The 21,704-nt window shown below is 42.1% G+C and carries 17 protein-coding genes; 10 read left to right on the top strand and 7 right to left on the bottom strand.

Features of this window, described 5'->3' with window-relative positions:
* Positions 1–133 precede the first annotated feature (133 nt).
* Positions 134–3,016 carry a two-partner secretion domain-containing protein gene (locus LAY57_RS19405; RefSeq protein WP_249068466.1) on the top strand — a complete coding sequence of 961 codons (2,883 nt, stop codon included), beginning with the start codon at positions 134–136 and terminating at the stop codon, positions 3,014–3,016.
* A complete protein-coding gene (locus LAY57_RS19400) occupies positions 3,013–5,448 on the top strand; it encodes a CHAT domain-containing protein (RefSeq protein WP_249068465.1) in 2,436 nt (811 codons plus the stop codon). Before LAY57_RS19405 ends, LAY57_RS19400 begins: the two co-directional genes overlap by 4 nt.
* A 4-nt stretch (positions 5,449–5,452) precedes the next feature.
* On the opposite strand, the gene LAY57_RS19395 is transcribed toward LAY57_RS19400, so the two are convergent.
* The 4 genes from LAY57_RS19395 to LAY57_RS19380 are packed head-to-tail and all read right to left on the bottom strand — an operon-like array spanning position 5,453 to position 11,999.
* A complete protein-coding gene (locus LAY57_RS19395) occupies positions 5,453–6,298 on the bottom strand; it encodes a DUF928 domain-containing protein (RefSeq protein ID WP_249068464.1) in 846 nt (281 codons plus the stop codon).
* On the bottom strand, positions 6,295–8,658 hold the full coding sequence (locus tag LAY57_RS19390) for a CHASE2 domain-containing protein (protein WP_249068463.1): 2,364 nt from the start codon (positions 8,656–8,658) through the stop codon (positions 6,295–6,297). Before LAY57_RS19390 ends, LAY57_RS19395 begins: the two co-directional genes overlap by 4 nt.
* A 28-nt stretch (positions 8,659–8,686) precedes the next feature.
* On the bottom strand, positions 8,687–10,147 hold the full coding sequence (locus tag LAY57_RS19385; RefSeq protein WP_249068462.1) for a DUF1822 family protein: 1,461 nt from the start codon (positions 10,145–10,147) through the stop codon (positions 8,687–8,689).
* A 13-nt stretch (positions 10,148–10,160) separates the two neighbouring features.
* Positions 10,161–11,999 carry a sigma factor-like helix-turn-helix DNA-binding protein gene (locus tag LAY57_RS19380; RefSeq protein ID WP_249068461.1) on the bottom strand — a complete coding sequence of 613 codons (1,839 nt, stop codon included), beginning with the start codon at positions 11,997–11,999 and terminating at the stop codon, positions 10,161–10,163.
* Between the two features lie 115 nt (positions 12,000–12,114).
* Here LAY57_RS19380 and LAY57_RS19375 point away from each other — a divergent pair, with 115 nt between their 5' ends.
* The 7 genes from LAY57_RS19375 (at position 12,115) to LAY57_RS19345 (ending at position 15,143) form a co-directional block, all read left to right on the top strand.
* Positions 12,115–12,558, top strand: coding sequence for a DUF1822 family protein (locus tag LAY57_RS19375; protein ID WP_338022448.1), 444 nt, complete (start codon positions 12,115–12,117; stop codon positions 12,556–12,558).
* Entirely contained in the window at positions 12,555–12,821 is a 267-nt protein-coding gene (locus LAY57_RS19370) for a hypothetical protein (RefSeq protein WP_249068459.1), read from the top strand. Before LAY57_RS19375 ends, LAY57_RS19370 begins: the two co-directional genes overlap by 4 nt.
* Positions 12,790–13,182 (top strand): nSTAND1 domain-containing NTPase, encoded by a 393-nt coding sequence (locus LAY57_RS19365; protein ID WP_249068458.1) that lies wholly within the window; start codon positions 12,790–12,792, stop codon positions 13,180–13,182. Before LAY57_RS19370 ends, LAY57_RS19365 begins: the two co-directional genes overlap by 32 nt.
* Positions 13,179–13,520, top strand: a complete 342-nt coding sequence (locus tag LAY57_RS19360) for a hypothetical protein (RefSeq protein ID WP_249068457.1) — start codon at positions 13,179–13,181, stop codon at positions 13,518–13,520. The genes LAY57_RS19365 and LAY57_RS19360 overlap by 4 nt, the downstream gene beginning before the upstream one ends.
* 8 nt (positions 13,521–13,528) lie before the next feature.
* Positions 13,529–13,858 carry a hypothetical protein gene (locus tag LAY57_RS19355; protein WP_249068456.1) on the top strand — a complete coding sequence of 110 codons (330 nt, stop codon included), beginning with the start codon at positions 13,529–13,531 and terminating at the stop codon, positions 13,856–13,858.
* A gap of 96 nt (positions 13,859–13,954) precedes the next feature.
* Complete coding sequence (locus LAY57_RS19350) at positions 13,955–14,560, top strand: hypothetical protein (RefSeq protein WP_249068455.1); 606 nt, start codon at positions 13,955–13,957, stop codon at positions 14,558–14,560.
* Between the two features lie 355 nt (positions 14,561–14,915).
* Positions 14,916–15,143: a hypothetical protein gene (locus LAY57_RS19345; RefSeq protein WP_249068454.1), complete on the top strand. Its 228-nt coding sequence runs from the start codon at positions 14,916–14,918 to the stop codon at positions 15,141–15,143.
* A gap of 51 nt (positions 15,144–15,194) precedes the next feature.
* On the opposite strand, the gene LAY57_RS19340 is transcribed toward LAY57_RS19345, so the two are convergent.
* Both LAY57_RS19340 and trxA read right to left on the bottom strand, forming a co-directional pair.
* On the bottom strand, positions 15,195–18,554 hold the full coding sequence (locus tag LAY57_RS19340; RefSeq protein ID WP_249068453.1) for an ATP-binding protein: 3,360 nt from the start codon (positions 18,552–18,554) through the stop codon (positions 15,195–15,197).
* A 521-nt stretch (positions 18,555–19,075) separates the two neighbouring features.
* A complete protein-coding gene (gene trxA / locus LAY57_RS19335) occupies positions 19,076–19,402 on the bottom strand; it encodes a thioredoxin (RefSeq protein WP_249068452.1) in 327 nt (108 codons plus the stop codon).
* Positions 19,403–19,572: 170 nt separating this feature from the next.
* Between trxA and LAY57_RS19330 the strand changes: the two genes are divergently transcribed.
* A complete protein-coding gene (locus tag LAY57_RS19330) occupies positions 19,573–20,352 on the top strand; it encodes a Uma2 family endonuclease (RefSeq protein WP_249068451.1) in 780 nt (259 codons plus the stop codon).
* A 645-nt stretch (positions 20,353–20,997) separates the two neighbouring features.
* Here the strand turns inward: LAY57_RS19330 and LAY57_RS19325 are convergent.
* The gene (locus LAY57_RS19325; RefSeq protein ID WP_249068450.1) at positions 20,998–21,567 is read right to left on the bottom strand and encodes a DUF4833 domain-containing protein; all 570 of its coding nucleotides are present in this window, start codon (positions 21,565–21,567) and stop codon (positions 20,998–21,000) included.
* Positions 21,568–21,704 lie beyond the last annotated feature (137 nt).

Below are 21,704 nucleotides of genomic sequence, written 5' to 3'. Positions count from 1 at the left end.
AGACGTTTCATGAAACGTCTCTACAAGGGTTCTAGGCGACGCACCTTTAATTTCTGGAGAAGTCTAATGGTTATTTATGCCGTGTCCCTACAAAACTGGTTGAAAGTGCAGTCCATTTATTTTCTGTTGTATCATGACTGAGAGCAAGCAAAGCAAAAAAGGTAAAAATATCTGTATACTACTTTACCTTTTCGGGTTCCCTTCTTTAGCAGCGGCGCAAATCGTTCCCGATGCCACTTTGCCTGTTAATTCCACGGTCAACATTCAAGGAAACACCTTTGTTATCGACAAAGGAACCCAAATAGGCAGCAATTTATTCCACAGTTTTCAAGAATTTTCTTTACCAACTAATACGACAGCCCACTTCGACAATGCCACAACAATTCAAAATATTTTCAATCGAGTTACGGGTGGTTCTCTATCCGACATTGATGGATTAATAAAGGCTAACGGTACTGCCAATTTATTTCTAATCAATCCTAACGGAATTATTTTCGGTCGGAATGCGTCACTCAATATTGGTGGATCGTTTTTAGCGAGTACAGCAAATAGCATCATTTTTAAAGATGGCAGTCAGTTCAGCGCTATCAATCCCCAAGCACCACCTTTACTAAACATTAATGTACCCATTGGTTTGCAATTTAATGGAAACCCAGGCCAAATTGTTAACAAATCTCAAGCGAATGTAAATGGATTGCCTAACAGCATCAGTGCTTTTATTACTGGTTTGCAAGTCCCAGATGGTAAAAGTTTGGCACTTATTGGCGGTGATATTCTTCTTGAGGGGGGAAATTTGACTGCTTTGGGAGGAAGAATTGAACTGGGAAGTGTGGCTGGTTTAAGTACGGTCAGCCTAAGTGCGATCGATAATGGTTGGATAGTGGGATACGAAGGTGTCCAAAACTTTCAGGACATTTATATGTCCGAACAAGCCGTAGTGGATGCAAGCGGCTATATTTTATTTCCTCCAACGTCCGAATCTCCTCCTGAATTTCGTCCTGTTAACGAGGGGAAAAGTGGCGATATCCAGATACGAAGCCGTAGCTTAATCCTCAATAATTCGGGAATTACAACGGGTAATGCAGGAATTGAAACGGGGGGTACTTTAACCATAACTGCCGATACCATCAAAGTAAGTGGGGCTTTAATCGATTCTCCTGACTTTGTTCTGGTTGGTGGATTATTTACCCAAACAATAGATGCTGGTGCGGCTGGAAATTTAACAATTACAACTAGAGAGTTAACAATCGAAAATGGCTCTCAAGTATCAACTGGTACGTTTTCTTACCCTAAACAGGATGGAACTTGGTTTTTTCCCACCGGAAAGGGTGGAACTTTGACAGTAACCGCTTCCGATTCAGTCACGTTAAGTGGTAGAACAAGCGATGGACAGTTTGCTAGTGGTTTGTTTAGTCAATCAGATAGTTTGGGAGATGCTGGCGATTTAAATATTACTACTAAGCAGTTAATTATTCGCGATGGCGCAGAGGTTTCTGCTGGTGCTTTCTCTGGTGGAAAAGCAGGTAATTTAACTGTTAGAGCTTCTGAATCGGTAGAAGTGAGTGGAGGAATAGATTACATTTTTCCAAATTTTCCGCCTAAATTTTCTCCCAGTTCTATAGTTTCTCAAGTGGAGGGAGAAGCCACAGGAGCCGAATCAATTTTAACTGTAGAAACAGGAAATTTGGCTGTGCGAGATGGGGGACGAATATCAGCTTCTACTGGTAGCAAAGAGCCTGGTGGAAATGTAATTGCTAATGTCGATCGCATTACCCTGAAAAACGGCGGACAAATCACAGCTTTGACAGTTGGTGAAGGAAAAGGAGGAACTTTAACTATAAATGCCAGAGAATTTATAGAAATAATTGGTACTAGAAATAGCGATCCTAGTGGCTTGTTTACTCAGTCTCAAAGTTCGGGAGATGCTGGTGATTTAATAGTTTCGACAGGACGGTTAACTATTCGAGAAGGAGGAGCGATATCAGCAGATACTCAACTGGACGGAAAAGGGGGTTCTATTACGATAAATACAGGAGATGCTGTTGAATTAATCGGACTTTCATCTACTACAATCGCTGCTGAAGATGCCAACTCTTCACCTGCGGTTAGAGAGGATAGGCGATTACCCAGTCGGATTACTGCGATAACGCAAGGAACGGGAAATGCGGGAAGCGTGACGATTAATGCAGGAGAATTAACGGTAAGCGATGGTGCAACGGTAGCACTAAATGCCAAATCAGGTGGAGGTTCGGCGGGTAATTTGAATGTGCAAGCCGATCGAATTGTTCTTTTTAATGATAGCGCGATCGCAGCTGCAACAGAATTAGGTCAAGGTGGAAATATCCGCTTAATTTCTGAAGATATCCAATTGCGAAATAGCCGCATATCTACCAGTGCTGGAGAGGGAGATTTGCAGGGAGATGGCGGTAATATTACGATTAGAACAGATACAATTGTCGGGTTAGAAAATAGCGATATTTCTGCTGATGGTTTTGATAGCGGCGGCGTTATCGATATTCAAACTCAAGGAATATTTGGGTTAGTCGCTTCAACAAGAGAAGAACTAGCAAATATTTTGGGCGATCGCAATATTAGAGATTTCGATCCTAACGAATTATCTACTAACGATATCACTGCCATTTCGCGTCGCGATCCTTCCCTCAGCGGCGTTGTTAATATTCAAACACCAGATGTTGACCCCGCTCGAGGACTCGTCGAACTGGCACAAAATTTTGCTCCCCCGCAAGCTACAGCTAACCTTTGTTCTTTAGTTGGAGAAAACTTGGAATTTACTAATGTCGGACGGGGTGGTTTACCGCCGAATCCTAGAGAAGCGCTTAATCTCGGTGTGGCGAGCGATCGCACAACTTCAGATAATTCTGCACCTCAACAGATTGTAGAAGCTCAAGGGTGGATTGTTGGCGAGAATGGCGAGATTATTCTCACAGATAAAGTACCTTTTATTATGGGTAACAGGGTTTTTCATTCAGCAGTTTGTGGTGCAGGTGTGCGATGAAGTTGGGAATATTTCTACAGAAAACTATTCAAAGGATTTTGCTGGTTTTGGTGACAGCATTGTTGTGTATCGTCGCGGAGCCTATTTTTGCAAAAGTACCTTATATTAATCAATTAAACCATCGAGAAAAGATTAGCCGCAATTCGATCGAAGAAGCCAGAGATTTGCAAGCAGACGGTTTTTATCGCCGCGCTTGCACTTCGTTGTTGCAAGCTTTGGAACGTTCCGATATCGAATGTAAAAATTTAATTCGCGATGGAATGTCCGAGCGGGTGAAAGAAATTTTCCCTATTTTACCAGCTACTCCACACAGGGCGATCGGATTGAGGAATTTGGGCGATATACTGCGAATGGTAGGCGCTCTCAAAACTTCGGAGAAGGTGCTGGAGCAAAGTTTGGAAATCTCTAATTCTTTATCGCTTAATCAAGAAATCGGTGCGTCTCATTTTAGTTTGGGCAATACTAAACGCGCTTTGGGAAAAAGAGCGCAAAATTTTCAGGAAACCGAAAAGATTGGCAATTACTATAAAGAAGCTTTAGAACATTACGATTTGGCAATTGCTACATCTAGTTCGGATTCGATCGATCTGCGAGCAAAGCTGAATAAGTTCAGCCTTGCGATCGAAAATTATCCGGTGTCTAATCTAGATGATTTGTGGCTAGAAATTAAGGAGCAAGTTGAAAAATTACCTGCTAATTTGGAGACGGTTTACGCTCGTATATATTTGGCTGAGAGTTTAACTTGCCTGAAATTGCAAAAAATGGGGAAAGAAGAGCGATCGCGGCTTTTGTTTCCGCTACCTCCGATCGTCAATCTTTGCGTAAATGAGGCAGAGACAAAGACATTAGCAAATAAGTCACCGGAGTGGGAATATATCGGACAGTTATTGGCGATGGCGGCGCAACAAGGCGAAAGATTAAAAGATGTGCGATCGCAATCTTATGCGCTGGGAAATTTAGGCGAACTTTACGAAATTACCCAGCAGTTACCTTATGCTATAGAACTTACAGAAAAAGGACTTGTTATTGGTCGAACTCAGGGATTGAATGATATTACTTATCGCTTAAAATGGCAATTGGGAAGACTAAATATCAAGACGCAAAAGGATGTAAAGTTTGCGATCGCGGATTATAATGCAGCGATCGAGTATCTAAAACTTGTTCGTCAGGATTTATCAGCTATCAATACAGATATTGAATTTTCGTTTCGCAAAAGTGTCGAACCACTCTATCGGCAATTAGTTGAGTTATTGTTGCCATCATCAGGAACTCAACCTATTCAAGAAAATCTCAATAAAGCTCGTCAGTTGGTGGCGAATCTACAAGTAGCTGAATTGGAAAGTTTCCTGGGGTGTACATTACAAAATCCAACATCAGTAGAATTGGACAAAGTTGCACAAGACAATAATGCAGCAATTATTTATCCAATTATTTTACCGAAGCGATTAGCAGTTATTGTCAAATTGCCAGGAAAAGAATTGCTATATTATGAACAAAATGTAAACGAAACCAAAGTCGAAGCAACGATAGACGAACTAAGACGAGAAATCCAAAAGCCTTATCCTGCAATGCAAGAATATCTACCTTTAGCCAAAGATTTATACAATTGGTTAATTAAACCTGCTGAAAAAGAGTTAAGAATAGCCTTGGATTCAAATAAACCAAAAACGTTGGTTTTCGTGCAAGATGGTAGATTGCGGCAGATACCGATGGCAGTTCTTTATGACAGAGAGAGCAACCAATATTTGATTGAAAAATATGCTGTAGCATTGAATTTGGGGTTAGAATTGAAAAGTTCTCAAAATATTACCAGCCAGGAACGTCTAGAAGTTTTAAGTGCCGGAATTACTAAAAAATTGCCTGGATTGGATAAATTGGAATATGTTGGATTTGAATTGAATGCGATCAAAAATTTAGTTTCTACCAGGGAAATGCGGGATGAAAAGTTTAAAAGAGATGACTTTAAAAACTTGCTCAACTCGCGCCCTTTTTCGGTAGTTCACTTAGCAACTCACGGCAAATTCAGTTCCCAACCAGAAGAAACTTTTATTCGTGCGTATGATACGGCTATCAACGTCAGAGAGTTGAGCGATATATTCATCGCACAAAGTCGAAACAGAACTGAACCGATCGAATTACTGGTTTTGAGTGCTTGTCAAACAGCGACGGAAGATGAAAGGTCTGCTTTAGGATTAGCGGGAGTAGCAGTGCGTTCTGGGGCGCGTAGCACGATCGCATCTCTATGGTTTTTAAACGATCGGTCTAGCGCATACTTAATGGAACGATTCTATAACTATTTAAAAGATCCGAAAGTGCCTAACAAAGCAGAAGCTTTGCGTCTTGCACAAATGGAACTTTTGACCAATCCTGACTACGGATCTGAAGCACCAGCACATTGGGCGGCATACATTTTAGTGGGTAATTGGTTGTAGTTGTTTAGTTTTCAGGAGAATAGCGATCGACAACGCCTTCTTGGGCAATATTATCCAAGCCAACAGACCCCAATAAATCAGCCCAATCAGTAGCAGTTTGCCGATCTGAGGGATTTTTAAAATACGAATTTCCCAAAAGAGTTATAGCTTCGTACCAGATACCATTTTTAGCATAAAAGACAATCAGCGATCGCGGGTTAGTTGTATCCAAGCGATCGCTAACAGTAGGACTTGACACTCTTTGCACGCCACCGTTAACAAAAATATCTTCCGATCGCTCATTTGGATTGCAAATAATAGAAAAATTCCAGCGATAGTCTTTACCTATTTCTAAAGGCTTTATTTGCGGATCGGATGGTATACTTATGCTAACAAAACTTTTTTTACCAGGTAGTTGCAAAAGTTTTTTGTAGATATTTTTGGTTTCTCTACCCTCCTTTTCTTGCACCACAAACTCAGCATTTAGACGAGAAGGATAGGAAACATAAAACCAAAAAGTCGGACGATCTTTAATTGTTACCCCTCTGACTAAATCCAAGGGATTTACGATCGATGTATTTGTTTGCTTAACAGCAGGCACTAAGGCAGTTATTACCGCCTCATTTTCATCCAGAGACGGACACTGGTTTGCTGCGCTATCCCCGCGTTTTCCGCCACCTGTCCGACGACCGGGCGCACCTCGATTGGTCAATTGTGGCTCAACAAATATAAGGCGTTCTTTGTTAGTTGAATTGCCATTTTCGCTAATTTGTGCTTGTACCAATCCGGCGAAATTTCCGAAGCCGAAAATCAATAAACTAATAATAAAGCTAAGTACTATCCTGCGGAAAAATAACTTTGTGTAAATCATTTTTCGCCTCGCAATTTATTGGCTTTTAATTCTGTAAAAACAATCGCAATTCCACCTGTCAACACTAAAGCAAAGGCAGAGGGTATAAATGGCATCCAGCGGCTTTGAATTAACAATATTCCCCAGCAAACTGCATATAATAAACCAAGTGCGATCGCTTTAGTTATTCCTATAATTATTAGTTTTCGGAAACTCCAAACGATCGTACCTCCCACTATCGACCAACTCCAAACAAAAAGGGTGTCTCCCCACGGAGGGAAAAAACCAATTAAAGAGCGTTTCTCCAAAGCTGCATCGATAATTTGACTCACCATTTGCGCGTGAATAAAGACTCCTGGGGTTTTTTGATTTGGTAGTTGACTAGCAGGGTAAGGTGTGGAAAAAGCATCGTCATCATAACCAATAAGGACAATCCGATCTTTTACAAAACCCGGTTTCACATCACCATTCAAAACATCCATAATAGTAACTGACTGGGCAATATCTTCAAAACGGTGATATGGGCGATAATTGAGCATCACTTGGTGTCCGTACAGATCTGTATATTTATCCGATTGCTGATAGCCGCCAGTATTCTTTTCCAATGGCTGAAAAACGACATTACGAAACTTTAAAAAGTCTCCGGCGTCAGGTACAATACCCTTGGACTTCAAGTAATTGAGTGCTAGTTTGGTACTCAAAGCTTCTAATGATTTACAAGGAGATGAAGGTTCTGGATTCAGATGGAATAAATGGCGACGTATAATGCCGTCTTTATCTTCCACAAAATCGCTAAAACCTATACGTTCTTCTGGTACTCCAGGCGGTGGTTGATAGCCTACTTTGTTAGTTTCTACATCACTTGGACTTTTACAGACAGTAATTATTTTTTGTCCCTGTTGGAGTTGTGTTTTCAAATCAGCCAGTCCTTTTCCCACTGGTTTATCTCGATAAATATCCAAACCGATTAATTGCGGTTTATACTGTTGTAGTTTAGCCAATAACTGAGCTACTGTGCGATCGCTCAATGTTTTTTCACCCAGTTGTTCCATATCCTCTTGAGTTATTCTGACAACTAAAAGTCGCTCATCTGGATCTTGGATCGATCGCATTCTCATTATCGCATCATACGCCTGCAACTCCCAGGATTGCAACCATCCGATCGATCGCACTCCCATCACCAAGCTAGTTACTATAAAACTCGCAATAAAAACCGTTTGCAGCTTGGGTTTTGACGGACGAGAAGGTGGGGGAATTGGTAGAGGATCTGGTTTCTTTTTATCTCGCAACTCTTCCCACGTCGGCGGCGTTTCCCCTAAATTTTGATACAGCTTTGGCAACCAAGTTGCACCTGGTAAAGTTGTAAATTCTTCCAACCTACTTTGAGCGCGTCGAAATGCCGTATGCAAAGGTTGTCCGTTCGCATATTCGGTTAAAAACTCTTTTAAGAAAGATTGCGCTACTCGATCGGGTACTTTTTCCTGCATGAAAACTGCTACTGGAATTTGTAATTTAGCAATCTGTTCCGCTAATCCTAATCCCTCACAAGAATTAAATATAGCAATCTTCAATCCGCGATTAATTGCAGATTTTAACGCATTCTTAAATTGTTCTATTTCCAAACTTTCATCTTTACTAATATAAATTCTACCCACATTATCTTTAGTTTCGCTATGACCTGCAAAAAACAAAATATCCCACCCTGACTCTTGGCGCACCTTTTTAATAAAGTCTGATGCTGTTGGTTTATTTAAAACTTCTGTTTCCGCACCTTTTAGATTAGCAATTACCTGCCGATCGGGTTGCAAATCGATATTACTATCGTCTCCCAAAATTGCTAAAATATTAACTTGATTATCACTACCTTTGCTTCTACTAATTTCTTCTCGATTGTAGTCTTCAGGACTAAAACTAATTCCCAGATCGGGGTAAGACTTCAACAAATCCCAGCTATGCCAAGGAAGTTTCCACAAGCTAGGATGAGCTTTAATCATCACCCGAACGTCTTGAGAATTCTTAGCTAACTCTCCTACTAATTTTTCTCGGATTTGTTGCCACTTGCGATCGGATGACTTTTGCAGCCAATCTTGCATATTGGTTTCTAATGATTTCACCCATTCCCGACAAGCATCTACGCCTTCAATTGTAGAACGTTGAGTAAAAGTTGGCTCAATTTCCCAATCATCATTACCCCGCACTTTCAGTCCCCGAAAGAATGTCTGCCACATCAAATAGCAACTCTCAATATCTGGGTGAGTTGGCAGTCTGGCACCTTCAATTTCGGACAGGGGAAGTCCATCGTCTTGGCAGATTTGTAACGAAACTAAAAATCCCTGTTTCGAGTCGTCAGACCTAATTTTGATAACGGCTACTTTCCCCATAATTGAGTTCCTGCTTTTCCCACTTTATTTAAGCTATAAAATCCTCAGTTATATTCAAATTATCAACAGAAAGACGAACCCGAAACAGTTTTCGCGGCGGTGGACTAAAGCGTAATTCAAGGAATTCATCTTTACCCCTACCTTCATCATCACTTCTAGCTTCCGTTTCTAAGCCGGAAATAGTTTCTCCTGACTCTGAAAGCACGCTCAGTTTAAGATTTGGAGGTAGTTTAGTTGAATTGTCTAGCGGTTGCACTTGCAAAGATACTCCAATTCTTTCTTCTAGTTTAGGTCTAATCGCAACTATTAAACCTAATCTGTGACCTCCTAACTGCATTCCCATGTCAATTAGTCTCGCTTTTTTTACACCCGCCAAGGGGTTACCGGGGTCAATTTTTCCCAAGCTTAGACTTGCTTGCCAACGAGTTTCTTCATCCTGAGTTGTTTTTAATAATTGAATTAAAGCTTCGATCGCATCTCGATTGCCAGTACCAATTTCTCCGATCACCCCAGCAGCTTGACGGCGAATGCGATCGGACTGATGAGGTTGTAAGAGACTGATGACGGGACCGATCGCATCTGGAGAGCTAGTTTGGGACTTGACCCGACTCCGAACGGCTTCTGGTTGAGCAAATAAGGTTTCAAATGTCTGCCAAATATCGTCAACTGCATTTCGACCTTTTTCTACTATATCCTGTAACCATCCCTTCAAGATGATCGGCTGTTGATTTGGCATAAAGTCTGGGATTAATAAACCCATGCGCCGATTGTATAGTTGCTGTCTCGACTTTTCATCTGCTAACAATGCAGCCCACTCTTCAAAAGGAATATCGACTCGCAGACGCGGCGAATAGAGAGATGAATCACTCAAAATCTTCAATAAATTCATTATCTTGGCGATAGACAAAGTTGGCAATGGTGGAACTTTTTCTGGCGAAAAAAGTCCAATTGTTGCTTGCATGACGGTGAGGTTTTTGGTCAATGATTCTGTTGGCAAAGAATAAGTGCGATCGCTCTCATTATATCTGCCTTTATTTTTCAACTGGCGATGAGTAGTAAAACCCCCAACTCTGAGGAAACAATCATCCTCATCTCCATCCAGAATTACCTCGACAGCAATATAATAATCTGCCACCCAATTAGGAATATCGACCCACTCTTGCGGTACGGAAAACTCCGATCTATCAGCATCATCGCAGGGAATTAACACCAGTCGCGTTTCGCCTAATTGAATTGCCGTCCCGTTGACAACTTCCCAAATAGCGGGTAAGCTATTTTGACTAGGCCATACGGATGGTTGAACTTCAGATTCTTCTGATAACCAAGTGAGGAAAGTCTTTAAGCAAACGTAATTGAGATAGGCATTGTGACGCGCGATCGCATTCGATTGTTTCTCAGATTCCTGCCATGCTTCTTGTTGATATGCTAGGGAAATCTGCAAACAGAGTAACTCAAAATTAGCTGTTTTTTCTTGATTTAAACTAAACATCACTTCTCCTTTTTTAGTTGGATTTGTACAAATTTTGCAACCATTCTTGCACGAGAATATTAACTTTAGCTAATTCGGATTCTTTCTCTAGCGAGACATCCAGATTTTCGACAATCCACTTTAAAAGACTATCTCGTAATTGGATTTTAGCTAAGTAGATTCTTTCATTAACCTGATTCCCGTTTAAATTCAGTTGCACCGCCGTTTGTTCTTCAGTTCGTCGCAGGTAATATCGATAATTCACAACCTCTTTGCAATCGGTGGAAAGATTAGCGAGAGCGGAATTCAAAGCAGAGTAAATGCTGAGCTTGTAAAACCTGTAAAGCCAGGATTTTACATATTTATCCAACCATTCCTCGATTACCTTTAATAGCGCGGACTCCAAACAAATCTGAGCTTCATTTATTCTTTGGTTAACTTCTCTCTCCATTATGCAGTACCGCGCAGAAATTTGGTTTTCAGTTAAATTATGCCCATAACGCAATTGTAATACTTCTCGATATTCTGGTGTAAGCTTGTTGATAGCTTCAACTAAAGCCGCTTGAATCAAATCCGAGTGCAAAGGAGATGCGTAATCTTTCACTAACCAGCGGGATACTGATGGTTTTACCCATTCGTTTGCTTGAGAAATAGCAGCTAACTTTTCTAGAAGAGGAACTTCATAGTAACTGTCAAGATGACGACCAATATTACCTTGATTGATGCCCAATATATTGGCTATTTGCGTTTGGGTTAGTCCTACACCATAATAAAGATTGGGTATTTTCTTATGGTGAATTTGCAGCTTTCTTTGCTGAATTCGCAGATCGACTTTAGCTTTAATATTTTCGATTTCTGACCGAAAAGCAACATCCGTTCGATTAATCAAATCTTCGCACTCAACCGCATCCCAGAAACTATACGAATCTATTTCGTTAGATTCTTCAGCTTTTATTTCAATATCAGATTCCTTGACGAATTCAATAGAAACAGCATTAATTGAATTAACAGAATACTTTTGCAATGCTTCTATACAATTTTCCATCCATTGTTTAATTTTTTCTCCAGTTACCATTCCCGAACTAGCAGATACTTCATGGGGTGCGGAAGGGAAGGATTTTTCAGCATTGTAGTATTTAGCAGCTTCGTTGAAATCTGCTAGATCGGGTAAAGGCCATTTTTGTCCAGCTTGTCGGTCAGGATTTTGAACTTTATTAATTAAATAAACTTGTTTGAAATATTTTCGAGCAAATAGATATTGAGAAACCTGCAATTGTCCATGTTTTGTTATTTCTAGAGCTGACTTGAGATCTTTGTCAGGTTTTTTATACAAGAGACGCCAACGAGAGAATTTTCCCACAGTTACTTCAGATTTAATAGTTTTTTCTAAAATATCTTGGATATAAGTATCTAGATTCGCTCCTTGGGATTTATCGTATTTTTCTAAAGCTTTAGCAAAATTATCCAAATTGTAAACCATTTTTCTAGCAATATAGAGGTATTCGTCCCAAGTGCGATCGCTAGATTGCGATCGCACTTTTTTAGCCGCTTGATAGCAGGTTGATTCAAAATAGGCAGCCAAGTGTTCTAAAGCTAATTTTCTACTCTTTACTTCCCCTATTGCAGACTGCACTACCTTCACCCAATACTCTGCGATACCTCTACCTTTATCTTGCTGGCGGCATAACTTAGCAAACTGTGGATCTTCCGCTTCATATAACTCCAAATTACGTTTCAAATGCAGACGACATTTCCACTGAATTACCATCCGTTCATTGCAGTCATCGAGCATGAGATACATGGAAAATCGATCGATATTATTCGATCGTTCTGGCAACCTGGGGATGCTGTCTTTGATGAAAAAGTTAGACATTTTGGCTTGATATCCGAGCTAAATACTGTTTTCTGAAGTGTCCCACTAATCTTATTGGTGTTGCAAGAGGGGAATTATGCGGGTTAGGAGGGCGCACATCGGCTAAAAGTGCCTATTGGCAAGCTTTTCAAGCAATTTGCAGACAAATTTGCTCCCCAAAATTACCGCACCCGCATATTGCCTCAAATCCGATTCCAATAAATCCGTAGAAACAAGTCAAACCTTTGACAGATATATACGGAGAAAATCATGTTTGAGTCTAAGGATGACAGATTTGGGTTTGCAGTTGGCGGGACATTCGGTAGCGCTGATGGTGGCGATTTTGGAGAAAAGACAAGGGAAAGTAGCTGTGTTGCTGCGAGTGTATCCGATGAAAAATCGGGTGCATTTACCGCCTAATTTGGAATTAGTGGTGTTGGAATCCTGCGACACCCTACCCGATCGCAATTTGTTAGTTAAAAAAAATTACAAGTTAAGTGAGATTGCTATATTTTATACATCACCCGTTACCAAGAGCAGTATACTCTTGTTAACGGGTTTGTCGATCGCACTCCCATGACCAAGTTAGCAGTTCTCAGAGTGGGGGAAGGTAGCTTCGAGCAAGGTTTTCCCGCGATTCTCCAAATCGGGGTAGAAGGTGCGCGTCCTTCTACCGAAATCTCCGGTAAGTTACCGCCTGCCATTAAAATACCAGAACAGTACGACGAATGGCGATCGAGTTATCGCAATTTGGGGTTGCGTTTGCGTCTGGAAAAGCCAAAATGCCATTATACCGCAACTCGAACCGCAATTGAGCGAGACAGACCAATTGGTAGAAGGTAACAAACTCGCCGCCGCTTTAGTCGCGAAAGATTTAGCATTACCGGAAGTAATAGAACGAATATTGAGAAAGAATTCCGGTAATAGGAAATTGCTTCTGGTAATCGATCAATTTGAAGAACTTTATACCCTTTGCGACGATCACCGAGAACGGCAAGAATGGCCAACTGCCAATAATTCTAGCAGTTTAAAACCAGAAGAGAAAATAAAATTGCAAGAGATATCAGAAAAAGCTGGTAAATCTCTCACCAGGTTGATCCAAAAGTATCGCCTCCCGCAACTAGAGGCAGAACTCAAACAAGGTAAATTTGGAAAAATTACCTACTCCAATACCACTAAGTCAAGTCGAAACAGCGTTTTTTGACCAGCTTTATAAAGAGTTCGGCAACAGTTGGCGAATCAGTCAAGCCGAATCATTGTTTGATTACCCGCCCGGTCAAACAACAGAAACTTTTACCAATCGCAGTTTTCCCAAATCATACGCTAGGATCGCTTTTACCAGCACAGTTACGACAAGCAGAAAATGTATGTCGCCAAGCCGGAGTACAAGCGGATCTATTAGAAGGTTGTATTTTTGATGTGGGAAGTACGGGAGAAGCTGGATTTGCTAAAGCTGCGGCTAATGCTTTTGTTGATATTCCTAAACAGCGGCTTCAAAATGAGATTCAGCGCCGAATTCCTATTCCTGGGATCGGTTTTTAGATTCGGTGGTGTCGCCCACACCCGCCTCAGACTCAAGTCTGAGGCTAATAGCTCAAGTCCATTTTAATGGACTGAAAGAGAAGAATTCAGTCCACTTGAGTGGACTTCAGCTATTAGCCAGCGATTTGAATCGCTGGCGGGCTAACAGCGAAGCCAGTGGCTTTGTATACAATCAAACTATCATCAATTTGCCAACAGCATCACAGTTTCGCACTATTCGCGCTCCACAAATCGACCAGCAAATTTCCAAACGTCGAAGACAGTATCAGCAGGTAATGGAACAAATTGATCTTAGGAGTGAGAAGAGACAACAAAACCTAGAACAAGAACAGTTGTGAATATTATAAGTGGAGAGCTAGTCAGCGCATGACATCTACGGTCAAAGCCGCTACAATAAGCCAAGTTGCGTTGGAGCCGATCGACCTTGCCTACTTATGCCCTACAGTCAATTCACTACCATCACCAAAGTTAAAGAAGCCTTCAATTTAACCACAGTGGAAGGAATCAGATTTTTACCTGAAATTGCCCCCATCCAACCCAGTATCACTCTTTCTGCAATTCTTGAAGAAACTCTACCGCTTGCTGTGGCTACAGGGAGTGAAAAAGCTAGATCCGAGCTAATTATTAGCCCAGTTCTTGTCGAAGTTAGGCGCATTCTCAATCGTCAAATTAGTTTGTTTTCCGGGGAAGATTTCAATGTGGATGAATCCCTTGGACTTAATGGACGCTGCGACTTTCTCATCAGTCGTTCCACCGAACAGTTGGCAATTGAAGCCCCGGCGGTGGCGATCGTAGAGGCAAAACAGGCAGATTTGAAAACAGGAATCGGTCAATGTGTTGCAGAAATGGTTGCAGCACAAAAATTTAATGAAGCCAAGCAAAAACCATTATCTAACCTCTATGGTTCTGTTAGCAACGGTCTCCAATGGCAATTCCTCAAACTTACTGGAACCGAAGTGACGATCGACCTGAATATTTACCCGCTACCGCCAGTGGAGCAAATTTTGGGAATTTTGGTTTGGATGGTACGGGAAAGTTAGGGAAAAGCGAGGCCCAAAAAACCGGGTTTCAAGCTCGATCGCAAAGTTGAAGAAACCCGGTTTTCCAAAAAAACCGGGTTTCTGGCTGACGACAACCCGAATTGCATCAATTTGGTAAGCTAATAGCTCAATAGCACGCTTGTTAAGCCGAGGCAGAGCCTCGCTTAACTCGTGACCAGGCTGAAGGAAAACTCTTGTGGAGCGGGCGAGACGCCCGCTTCTGGTATTTCTCTCAGAAGTCTAATCTACCAATTTTCCCAATTCCCTCTCACACCAACTGCATAATTTTTTGCTCCTCTCCAGATAAGCGAACAGAACGAAAAACAACGACACACAACTAAAAGGAGCAAAAATTATGAATACTACAGTTAGTTTAGCCGCCGCCGCTGTTGGTTTAGCAGCACTTCTGAGAATCAGCGGATCTGCTTATTCTGAATTGCTAATTATTGGTGCTACTTTATATTTGTCACAAGCAATCATTTACAACTCCCTTAAATTTCCGCCATTGCTCGGTGGAGTAACTGGGGAAGGTTGCGTAGCGCTAGCATCGTCATGTTCTATTCTTTCTCTCAGATCGATATAAGGAATAGAAACGCTTTCAGTGGAAGTTCCCACGCCCTTCTAGAGTAAGGCGCTATTTGAAATCCAAATCCGCTACACCATCCCATCCCTCTGGTACGCCATATTGTTGATATTGCTGACAGCGTTTCACATACAAAATTGCTGCCTTATCTTGCGGATTGATTTGTAAAACATCCTGAAATATTTGTTGTGCCTCCTCAAATTGTTGCTGATAGTAGAGAAAGACGGCTACTTCAAAACGAGCCTGAGTTTTGCTTTTTAATCGCTTTTGTTCTGGATCGTCGCCATCATAAACTTCAAAGACTGCGACCGCTATTTTTTTGCCTTTCACTGTCACTCTATCCAAAAATCGGAAGTGTTGTTCTTGAGTATAGTCGAGACAACAAAGAGTTTTATGGCTAATTAAAATTCCCGCTCCATATAGCTTGGTTAATCCTTCCAAACGAGAGGCTAAATTAACTGCATCAGCAATCACTGTTGTTTCCATTCGTTCTGATTCGCCAATCGTTCCCAGCATTAAATTGCCTGTGTGCAAACCAATGCCGATCGCAATTGGCACATAACCTTGCTTTTGCCGAAGTTGGTTGTACTTCGCAACTTCTTTTTGCATAGCGATTGCAGCTTGTACCGCATCATTTGCCGACTCAGGAAACAAGGCCATAATCGCATCGCCAATATATTTATCAATAAAGCCATTATGCTGACGAATAACTGGACTGACTTGACTGAGATAGGAGTTAATAAAATTAAAAGTTTCTTGAGGTGTCATCGCTTCAGATAAAGTGGTAAATGAGCGAATATCAGAAAACATTACTGTCATTTCTTGTTGTACTTGATCGCCTAATTTAACATCAATAATGCTTTCTTTTTCTAAAAATTTTAGAAAGTTACGCGGCACAAATCGCCCGTAAGCTGAAGTCAGTTTGGCGAGAGAAATATGGGTTTTGATGCGAGCTAGCATTTCTTGTTTTTGAATCGGCTTAGAGAGATAATCATTAGCTCCTGATTCAAATCCCTCGACGATATCTGACACTTGATTTTTGGCTGTGAGCATGACAATCGGAAGTTCGTAAGCGGGAAAGCGATCGCGTATTTTTTCAGCCACTTCATAACCCGTCATGCGCGGCATCATCACGTCGAGTAAGATCAAATCAGGGATGAAACCCTGTTCCATAACGGCCAAAGCTTCTTGTCCGTTACTCGCTTCGGTAATCGCGTAATTGTACAGGGAAAGATTGTTGATGAGTACCTGACGATTAATCGGTTCATCATCAACTATCAAAACTTTGAATTGGGTTTCCTTATTTATTTTTTGGTCTAATTTGTTGCTTGTTATAGAGTTATCTAAATCTAGATTACGGATTCTTTGAGTAACAACAACTTGTGGCAAAACTTCTACTTTTGCGATCGAAATTGGTAAAGTAAATGTAAATTGCGAACCTTCTCCCACTTTAGATTTAACAATAACTTCGCCCCCATGCAATTGAACCAGTTTTTTCGTCACGGCCAGTCCCAGTCCGGTGCCGCCATAGTCTCTGGCGGTAGAGCCTTCAGCTTGTTCAAAGGATTCAAATATGCGATCGAACTTATCTTCGGGAATACCGATACCTGTGTCAGAGATGGTGATAGCTATTTGGGATTTGGGATTGTCAGATTCTTCAGTTGGTAAGACTTCGGCTGACACTTCCACTGTGCCAGAAGGGGTGAATTTAATGGCATTGCCGACCAGGTTATACAAAATTTGTTGCAGGCGATCTTCATCAGCTTCAGCCGGGGACAAATCAGCCGGAATAGAGTTGATCAGTTGCAAAGTTTTGTGGGCAGTTAAGGGATGGAGCAGGGTAATAACCACATTGGTAACCGATCGCAAATCTACAGGTTTGAGTTGCAGTTCCAAATTCTTGTGTCTGAGTTTGGAGAAGTCGAGAATATCGTTAACCAAGTTAGCTAGACGACGACCGCTGGAAACAATCAAGGTGAGGTTAGTTTGCGTCGCTTGAGATAACTCACCAGTTGCGCCATCAATGAGAGATTCGGCGATACCGATAATACCGTTGAGGGGTGTGCGGAGTTCGTGGGATGTGTTGGCAAGGAATTCGTTTTTGAGTTGGTCGAGGTCTTTTAAGTCTTCGTTTTGCTTCTCTAGGGTGGTAAAAGAGTCTTTGAGTTGCATTGCCATGCTATTGAATGAATTAGTGAGTTTTTCGATTTCGATGATGTTGCTAGGTTCAATATGCTGAGCTAACTTTCTTGCCGCAATTTCTTCAGAGGCTTGAGAGACTTGCAAAATGGGGCGCGTAATCCAGCGTGCGGTGAGAATACCAACGATAATTGCCGATAACAATGCTAGGCTGCATAACAGGAGCGTGTGTCGGTTATTGGCATAAATTTGTATCATGAAGTCTGATTCGGGGATAACCACCACGGCTAGCCAATCAATGCCTCGTCCATCCTGAATTGGCAAGACTTCAACGTAGTACCATGAGTTTTGGATTTTAAACTTGAGGTGTTGACTGCGATCGATCGCACCGAAGTTGCCGAAATGCGCTTTTAAATAGCGAGCTGTAGAACTTACTGTCTCATTCTGACTGTCAACTGCCGGGATGCGATCGATCTGGCGGTCTTTCCCCTCAGCTTTAATAGTGAATGGCTGGGTAATAGTTGAGCTAGCAACTAAATCGCCCGATCGCTCAATGATAAAACTCTGCCCGTGAGGACTGATCTCTAGACTTTTGAGAAACTCTGTAATTTGCGTCAAAGAGATATCTACACTCAAAACCCCCACCAGCATATCCTTTGAGTCGTAAACAGGTCGGACGGAAGAAACCACCAGAGAGGTATTCTCGCGGGAAAAAGAAGATGATATCGGACTCCAAGTGGCTTTGCCAGCAAGCTTTGCAGCTTCATACCAGGGGCGGGTGCGGGGATCGTACTCGGCAGACTTCAATAGCTTTTGTCTCGCACCAAACTCGTCTAGCAAGTAAACGTTGCGAATAGGTTCAGTGGCCCTCCTCCGAATTCTGAGCTGATAGGTGCCGTCTTCCATGCGTTCAACACCAACAAACGCGCCTTGATCGTTCCCAAAATAGATATAACTCTCCAGTTCTTCCTTCTGTACCACCCGCCAGAAATAGCGCCCCAATCCTTGAAAGTTATCAAGCTGTAAATTGCCGCTCTCGACACTTGCGTAGGTAAGTAGCAGGACGTTATAGGATTTATTGAGATAATCGGAAACGTGCTGCTTGATACGGACACTAATTTCGCTATTCAACTGCGTGGCCAGATCGTCGATCGCTCGCTGTCCGTTGCGAAAGGAAAACCACCCTACCAGTCCCACAGCCGCAACGATTTGCAGCACAAACGGAACCACCAGGGTGGTGCGGAGGCGGAATTTTCGGGGAGCCTTTTTCATAAGGGCAAGCTTTTAAACATGAGTCTGAAGCGTATGATGCAGTAATAACTCCCTGAACGATCGCGATCCATCCTTCTATTCTACTGCCAATAGTTACAGCTTTTATAGGCAAATATTACATTTGCTCTCATCTTGACTTTGAAAAGCACCTGTATCGTCGCCAGCACATCATTGTTGGATATTTGAGAATTATCTCGATTTCAACATTCTGGCAGAAAAGCGATTAATTGTTGGTTTAGAAAACAACAGTTTAATATCGGTAAATGAAAGCCTATCTGGATAGAATTTAAAATATTTTATCAAACAAGATATCAGCTCGTGTCCGTTCGCATCGAATGCCTAAAAAATTCCCCCTATTATCTGCGTTTATCTGCGTTTATCCCTCTTTATCTGCGGTAAAAATTTAACCACCGATGACAACAGACAATTTGACGAGATCGCTTTTATACTAACGATGCAACCGGATATGATATAGCCACAGTCAGATATGTTATACCAAATCCGCTTGCCTAATCCCTTTTTTACTCTAGTTGTCGCGCCACTGCGCTGCTAAAATCTTCGTAGGGTTTGACTCCGATAATTGTTTCGACCCGTTCACCTTGCTTAAAGAGCATGACTGCCGGAATGCTTTTGATCTCAAATCGTTTGGCTAGAGCCTTGTTAGAATCAAGGTCTAGTTTGAAGACCTTGGCCCGATCGCTATATTCGTCAGCTAATCGATCCATCAGGGGCGCGACCAGTTTACAAGGCCCGCACCAACTCGCTGTGCAATCCACCACAAGCACTGATTCGTTTGCTAGGAGGGTATCAAATTCAGTTTCGTCTTGAATGAAGGTCGCTGTACCCATGTTTGTTTCTCCAATAGGGATAATCTTACTGCGCTTGCTCTAGCACATTAACAAATTCAAAGTCTAACAGCGAATTAGCTCACATTGAACAGCCGAAGCTCGTTTCCTTGCCAGTACCAGCCATCCAGCAGCGTTAAAATTAAATGATTAAATTTTCAGATAGTAAGGTCATGGTCGCAACTCAGGATCATCCAGTCCCAAAAATGGCAACGCTGACCGTTACCTGGGAGAAGTTGCCTGACGACTTTCAATTAGAAGAAAAACCTGTGGAGAATACTGGTCAACCACTGATCGCTGGGGCGTTGAGAGAAATTCTGGAACTGATGGGGTACATTAAACCAGAAATGCTGATTGCCTCTAACTTTGGACTCTGTGCAACGGTTAACGGTGATTTGGTGATTAAAGCACCAGATTGGGTTTACGTCCCCTCTGTGTTGCCGTTAGAACCGGCAGGCGATCGCAAAAGTTATACTCCTCAGCTAGAAGGAGAGATCCCCAGCGTTGTCATGGAATTCCTGTCGGAAACTGACGGCGGAGAATATTCGGTCAAACGTACCTACCCCCCTGGGAAGTGGTTTTTTTACGAACACATTCTGCAAGTCCCAGCCTACGTTATATTTGACCCTGACAGCGGATTGCTGGAGGTTTATCGGCTAAAAGCAGGACGGTATGAACTAGAATTGCCCGATCCTGAAGGACGCCACTGGATGGCAGACATGGGGTTATTTTTGGGAGTCTGGCGGGGAGAGAAGGAAGAACGCACGGGCTATTGGTTACGTTGGTGGGATGAGGGAGGAAATCTGCTTTTGTGGGGCGTAGAGCGATTGGAGCAAGAACGCCAACGCGCTGAACAAGAACGCCAACGCGCTGAACAAGAACGCCAACGCGCTGATAGATTGGCCCAATACTTACGTTCTCAGGGGATTAACCCCGATGAGATCTCTCAATAAGTGAGTTGGGAGGGCGATCGCATTTTTATACTACTTCAAGTGCGATCGCTTCCTCGACTTAACTTCAAAATTAAGTCCTTTTTCAATTGCAGGTCGCTACAAAAAAAATTCAATCCCAGAGTACAATAATCTCCGATCGATCGCTGTAATCCTTGCTTTATCTAATTTTTTGATATGGGCGATACTGGACTTGAACCCTAAGTGTGGACTGAAACCCTGATTGCTACGTGCAAGCGACCTACTCACAAAAACACCAGTAACAAAGGATGAGTAGGAAATGAGTAGCTCTAAAGACGGCATGGGACAAGGCTTGTATACCAGCTATGGAGATTTAATTCAATTTTATCAGCTCAGAAAATTCTGGTTGAGCGTAGCCATTCTCAAGTGATGTCAATACTATATATAGCTAGGGACTAGGGGCTTTCTTGCTAGGGACTAGGGTCAGAAGGGTTTAGAATCCGCCAACGTTTCAGGAATTCAGAATGTCTTAACCGCCAAGGCGGTTGCTATATATAGCAACCGATGAAAGTCGGTTAGGACAACTCCAACTCTTACCTCTAGTCCTTCCATCCCTTACTCCGTAACCATTTTCCCTCTTCCCTCAACGCTCGCCCCTAGCTATAACTAAAAAAATAAAATCGGTACTTAAAGACCAAAGCGACAATCCGAAGTACATGAAATTACCTCTTGATCTGTAGTCGAACTGATGAGTGTAAGATTAACTAACCTCCCCCCTATCGTACCGCCAGTAAACGGGTTTCTGATAATATTACTTAGAAGAATCTGCAACCTGGATAGTTGCATTGACTTGCCATTAATTCTAGTAAACGCTGAAGCTTGGCAACTTCCATTATTCAACTTTACAGATCTGACTGTGATTAATTTTTGAATACCTCTAGTTTGAAAAGCATTTAGAATGATGTCTACCCTTTGCCCAGAAACAGACTGGCTGAAGATTCCGTAACCTGGTTCTTCTAGTTGCATAAGTTCCCCAGTTGTTCCATTTTCCTTATGCCAATATACATATACTGGCTTAGTTCCCATTGGCAAACAGTTTTGGTTTAGTCGTATCCCATAATGCACTTGATTGCCATTATCATTCTTCGATATATGAAAAAGGCTTGGGATGTCATTTGCCAGTAAAGGTGACGCGGCGGACAACAATATTAAATGGCTAAAGGTAACTATAGCGAATTTATTTTTGTGTTTGAACATGGGTAAATATGCTCCCCCGTGATTGGTATAGCTAGGGACTAGGGGCTAGGGGCTAGGGACTAGGGAAGAGGGAAGAGGGAAGAGGGAAGAGGGAAGAGGGAAGAGGGAAGAGGGAAGAGGGAAGAGGGAAGAGGGAA

The sequence above is a fragment of the Argonema antarcticum A004/B2 genome, assembly GCF_023333585.1.
Taxonomy (GTDB): domain Bacteria; phylum Cyanobacteriota; class Cyanobacteriia; order Cyanobacteriales; family Aerosakkonemataceae; genus Argonema; species Argonema antarcticum.
Note: the sequence above shows the minus strand (reverse complement) of the source record. Positions and strands in the feature narration are given on the sequence as shown.

Excerpts from the sequence above, each read along its gene's own strand:
- LAY57_RS19405 (WP_249068466.1), top strand. The coding sequence starts at position 134 with ATGACTGAGAGCAAGCAAAGCAAAAAAGGTAAAAATATCTGTATACTA.
- LAY57_RS19400 (WP_249068465.1), top strand. The coding sequence starts at position 3,013 with ATGAAGTTGGGAATATTTCTACAGAAAACTATTCAAAGGATTTTGCTG.
- LAY57_RS19395 (WP_249068464.1), bottom strand. The coding sequence starts at position 6,298 with ATGATTTACACAAAGTTATTTTTCCGCAGGATAGTACTTAGCTTTATT.
- LAY57_RS19390 (WP_249068463.1), bottom strand. The coding sequence starts at position 8,658 with ATGGGGAAAGTAGCCGTTATCAAAATTAGGTCTGACGACTCGAAACAG.
- LAY57_RS19385 (WP_249068462.1), bottom strand. The coding sequence starts at position 10,147 with ATGTTTAGTTTAAATCAAGAAAAAACAGCTAATTTTGAGTTACTCTGT.
- LAY57_RS19380 (WP_249068461.1), bottom strand. The coding sequence starts at position 11,999 with ATGTCTAACTTTTTCATCAAAGACAGCATCCCCAGGTTGCCAGAACGA.
- LAY57_RS19370 (WP_249068459.1), top strand. The coding sequence starts at position 12,555 with ATGACCAAGTTAGCAGTTCTCAGAGTGGGGGAAGGTAGCTTCGAGCAA.
- LAY57_RS19350 (WP_249068455.1), top strand. The coding sequence starts at position 13,955 with ATGCCCTACAGTCAATTCACTACCATCACCAAAGTTAAAGAAGCCTTC.
- LAY57_RS19345 (WP_249068454.1), top strand. The coding sequence starts at position 14,916 with ATGAATACTACAGTTAGTTTAGCCGCCGCCGCTGTTGGTTTAGCAGCA.
- LAY57_RS19340 (WP_249068453.1), bottom strand. The coding sequence starts at position 18,554 with ATGAAAAAGGCTCCCCGAAAATTCCGCCTCCGCACCACCCTGGTGGTT.
- trxA (WP_249068452.1), bottom strand. The coding sequence starts at position 19,402 with ATGGGTACAGCGACCTTCATTCAAGACGAAACTGAATTTGATACCCTC.
- LAY57_RS19330 (WP_249068451.1), top strand. The coding sequence starts at position 19,573 with ATGGTCGCAACTCAGGATCATCCAGTCCCAAAAATGGCAACGCTGACC.
- LAY57_RS19325 (WP_249068450.1), bottom strand. The coding sequence starts at position 21,567 with ATGTTCAAACACAAAAATAAATTCGCTATAGTTACCTTTAGCCATTTA.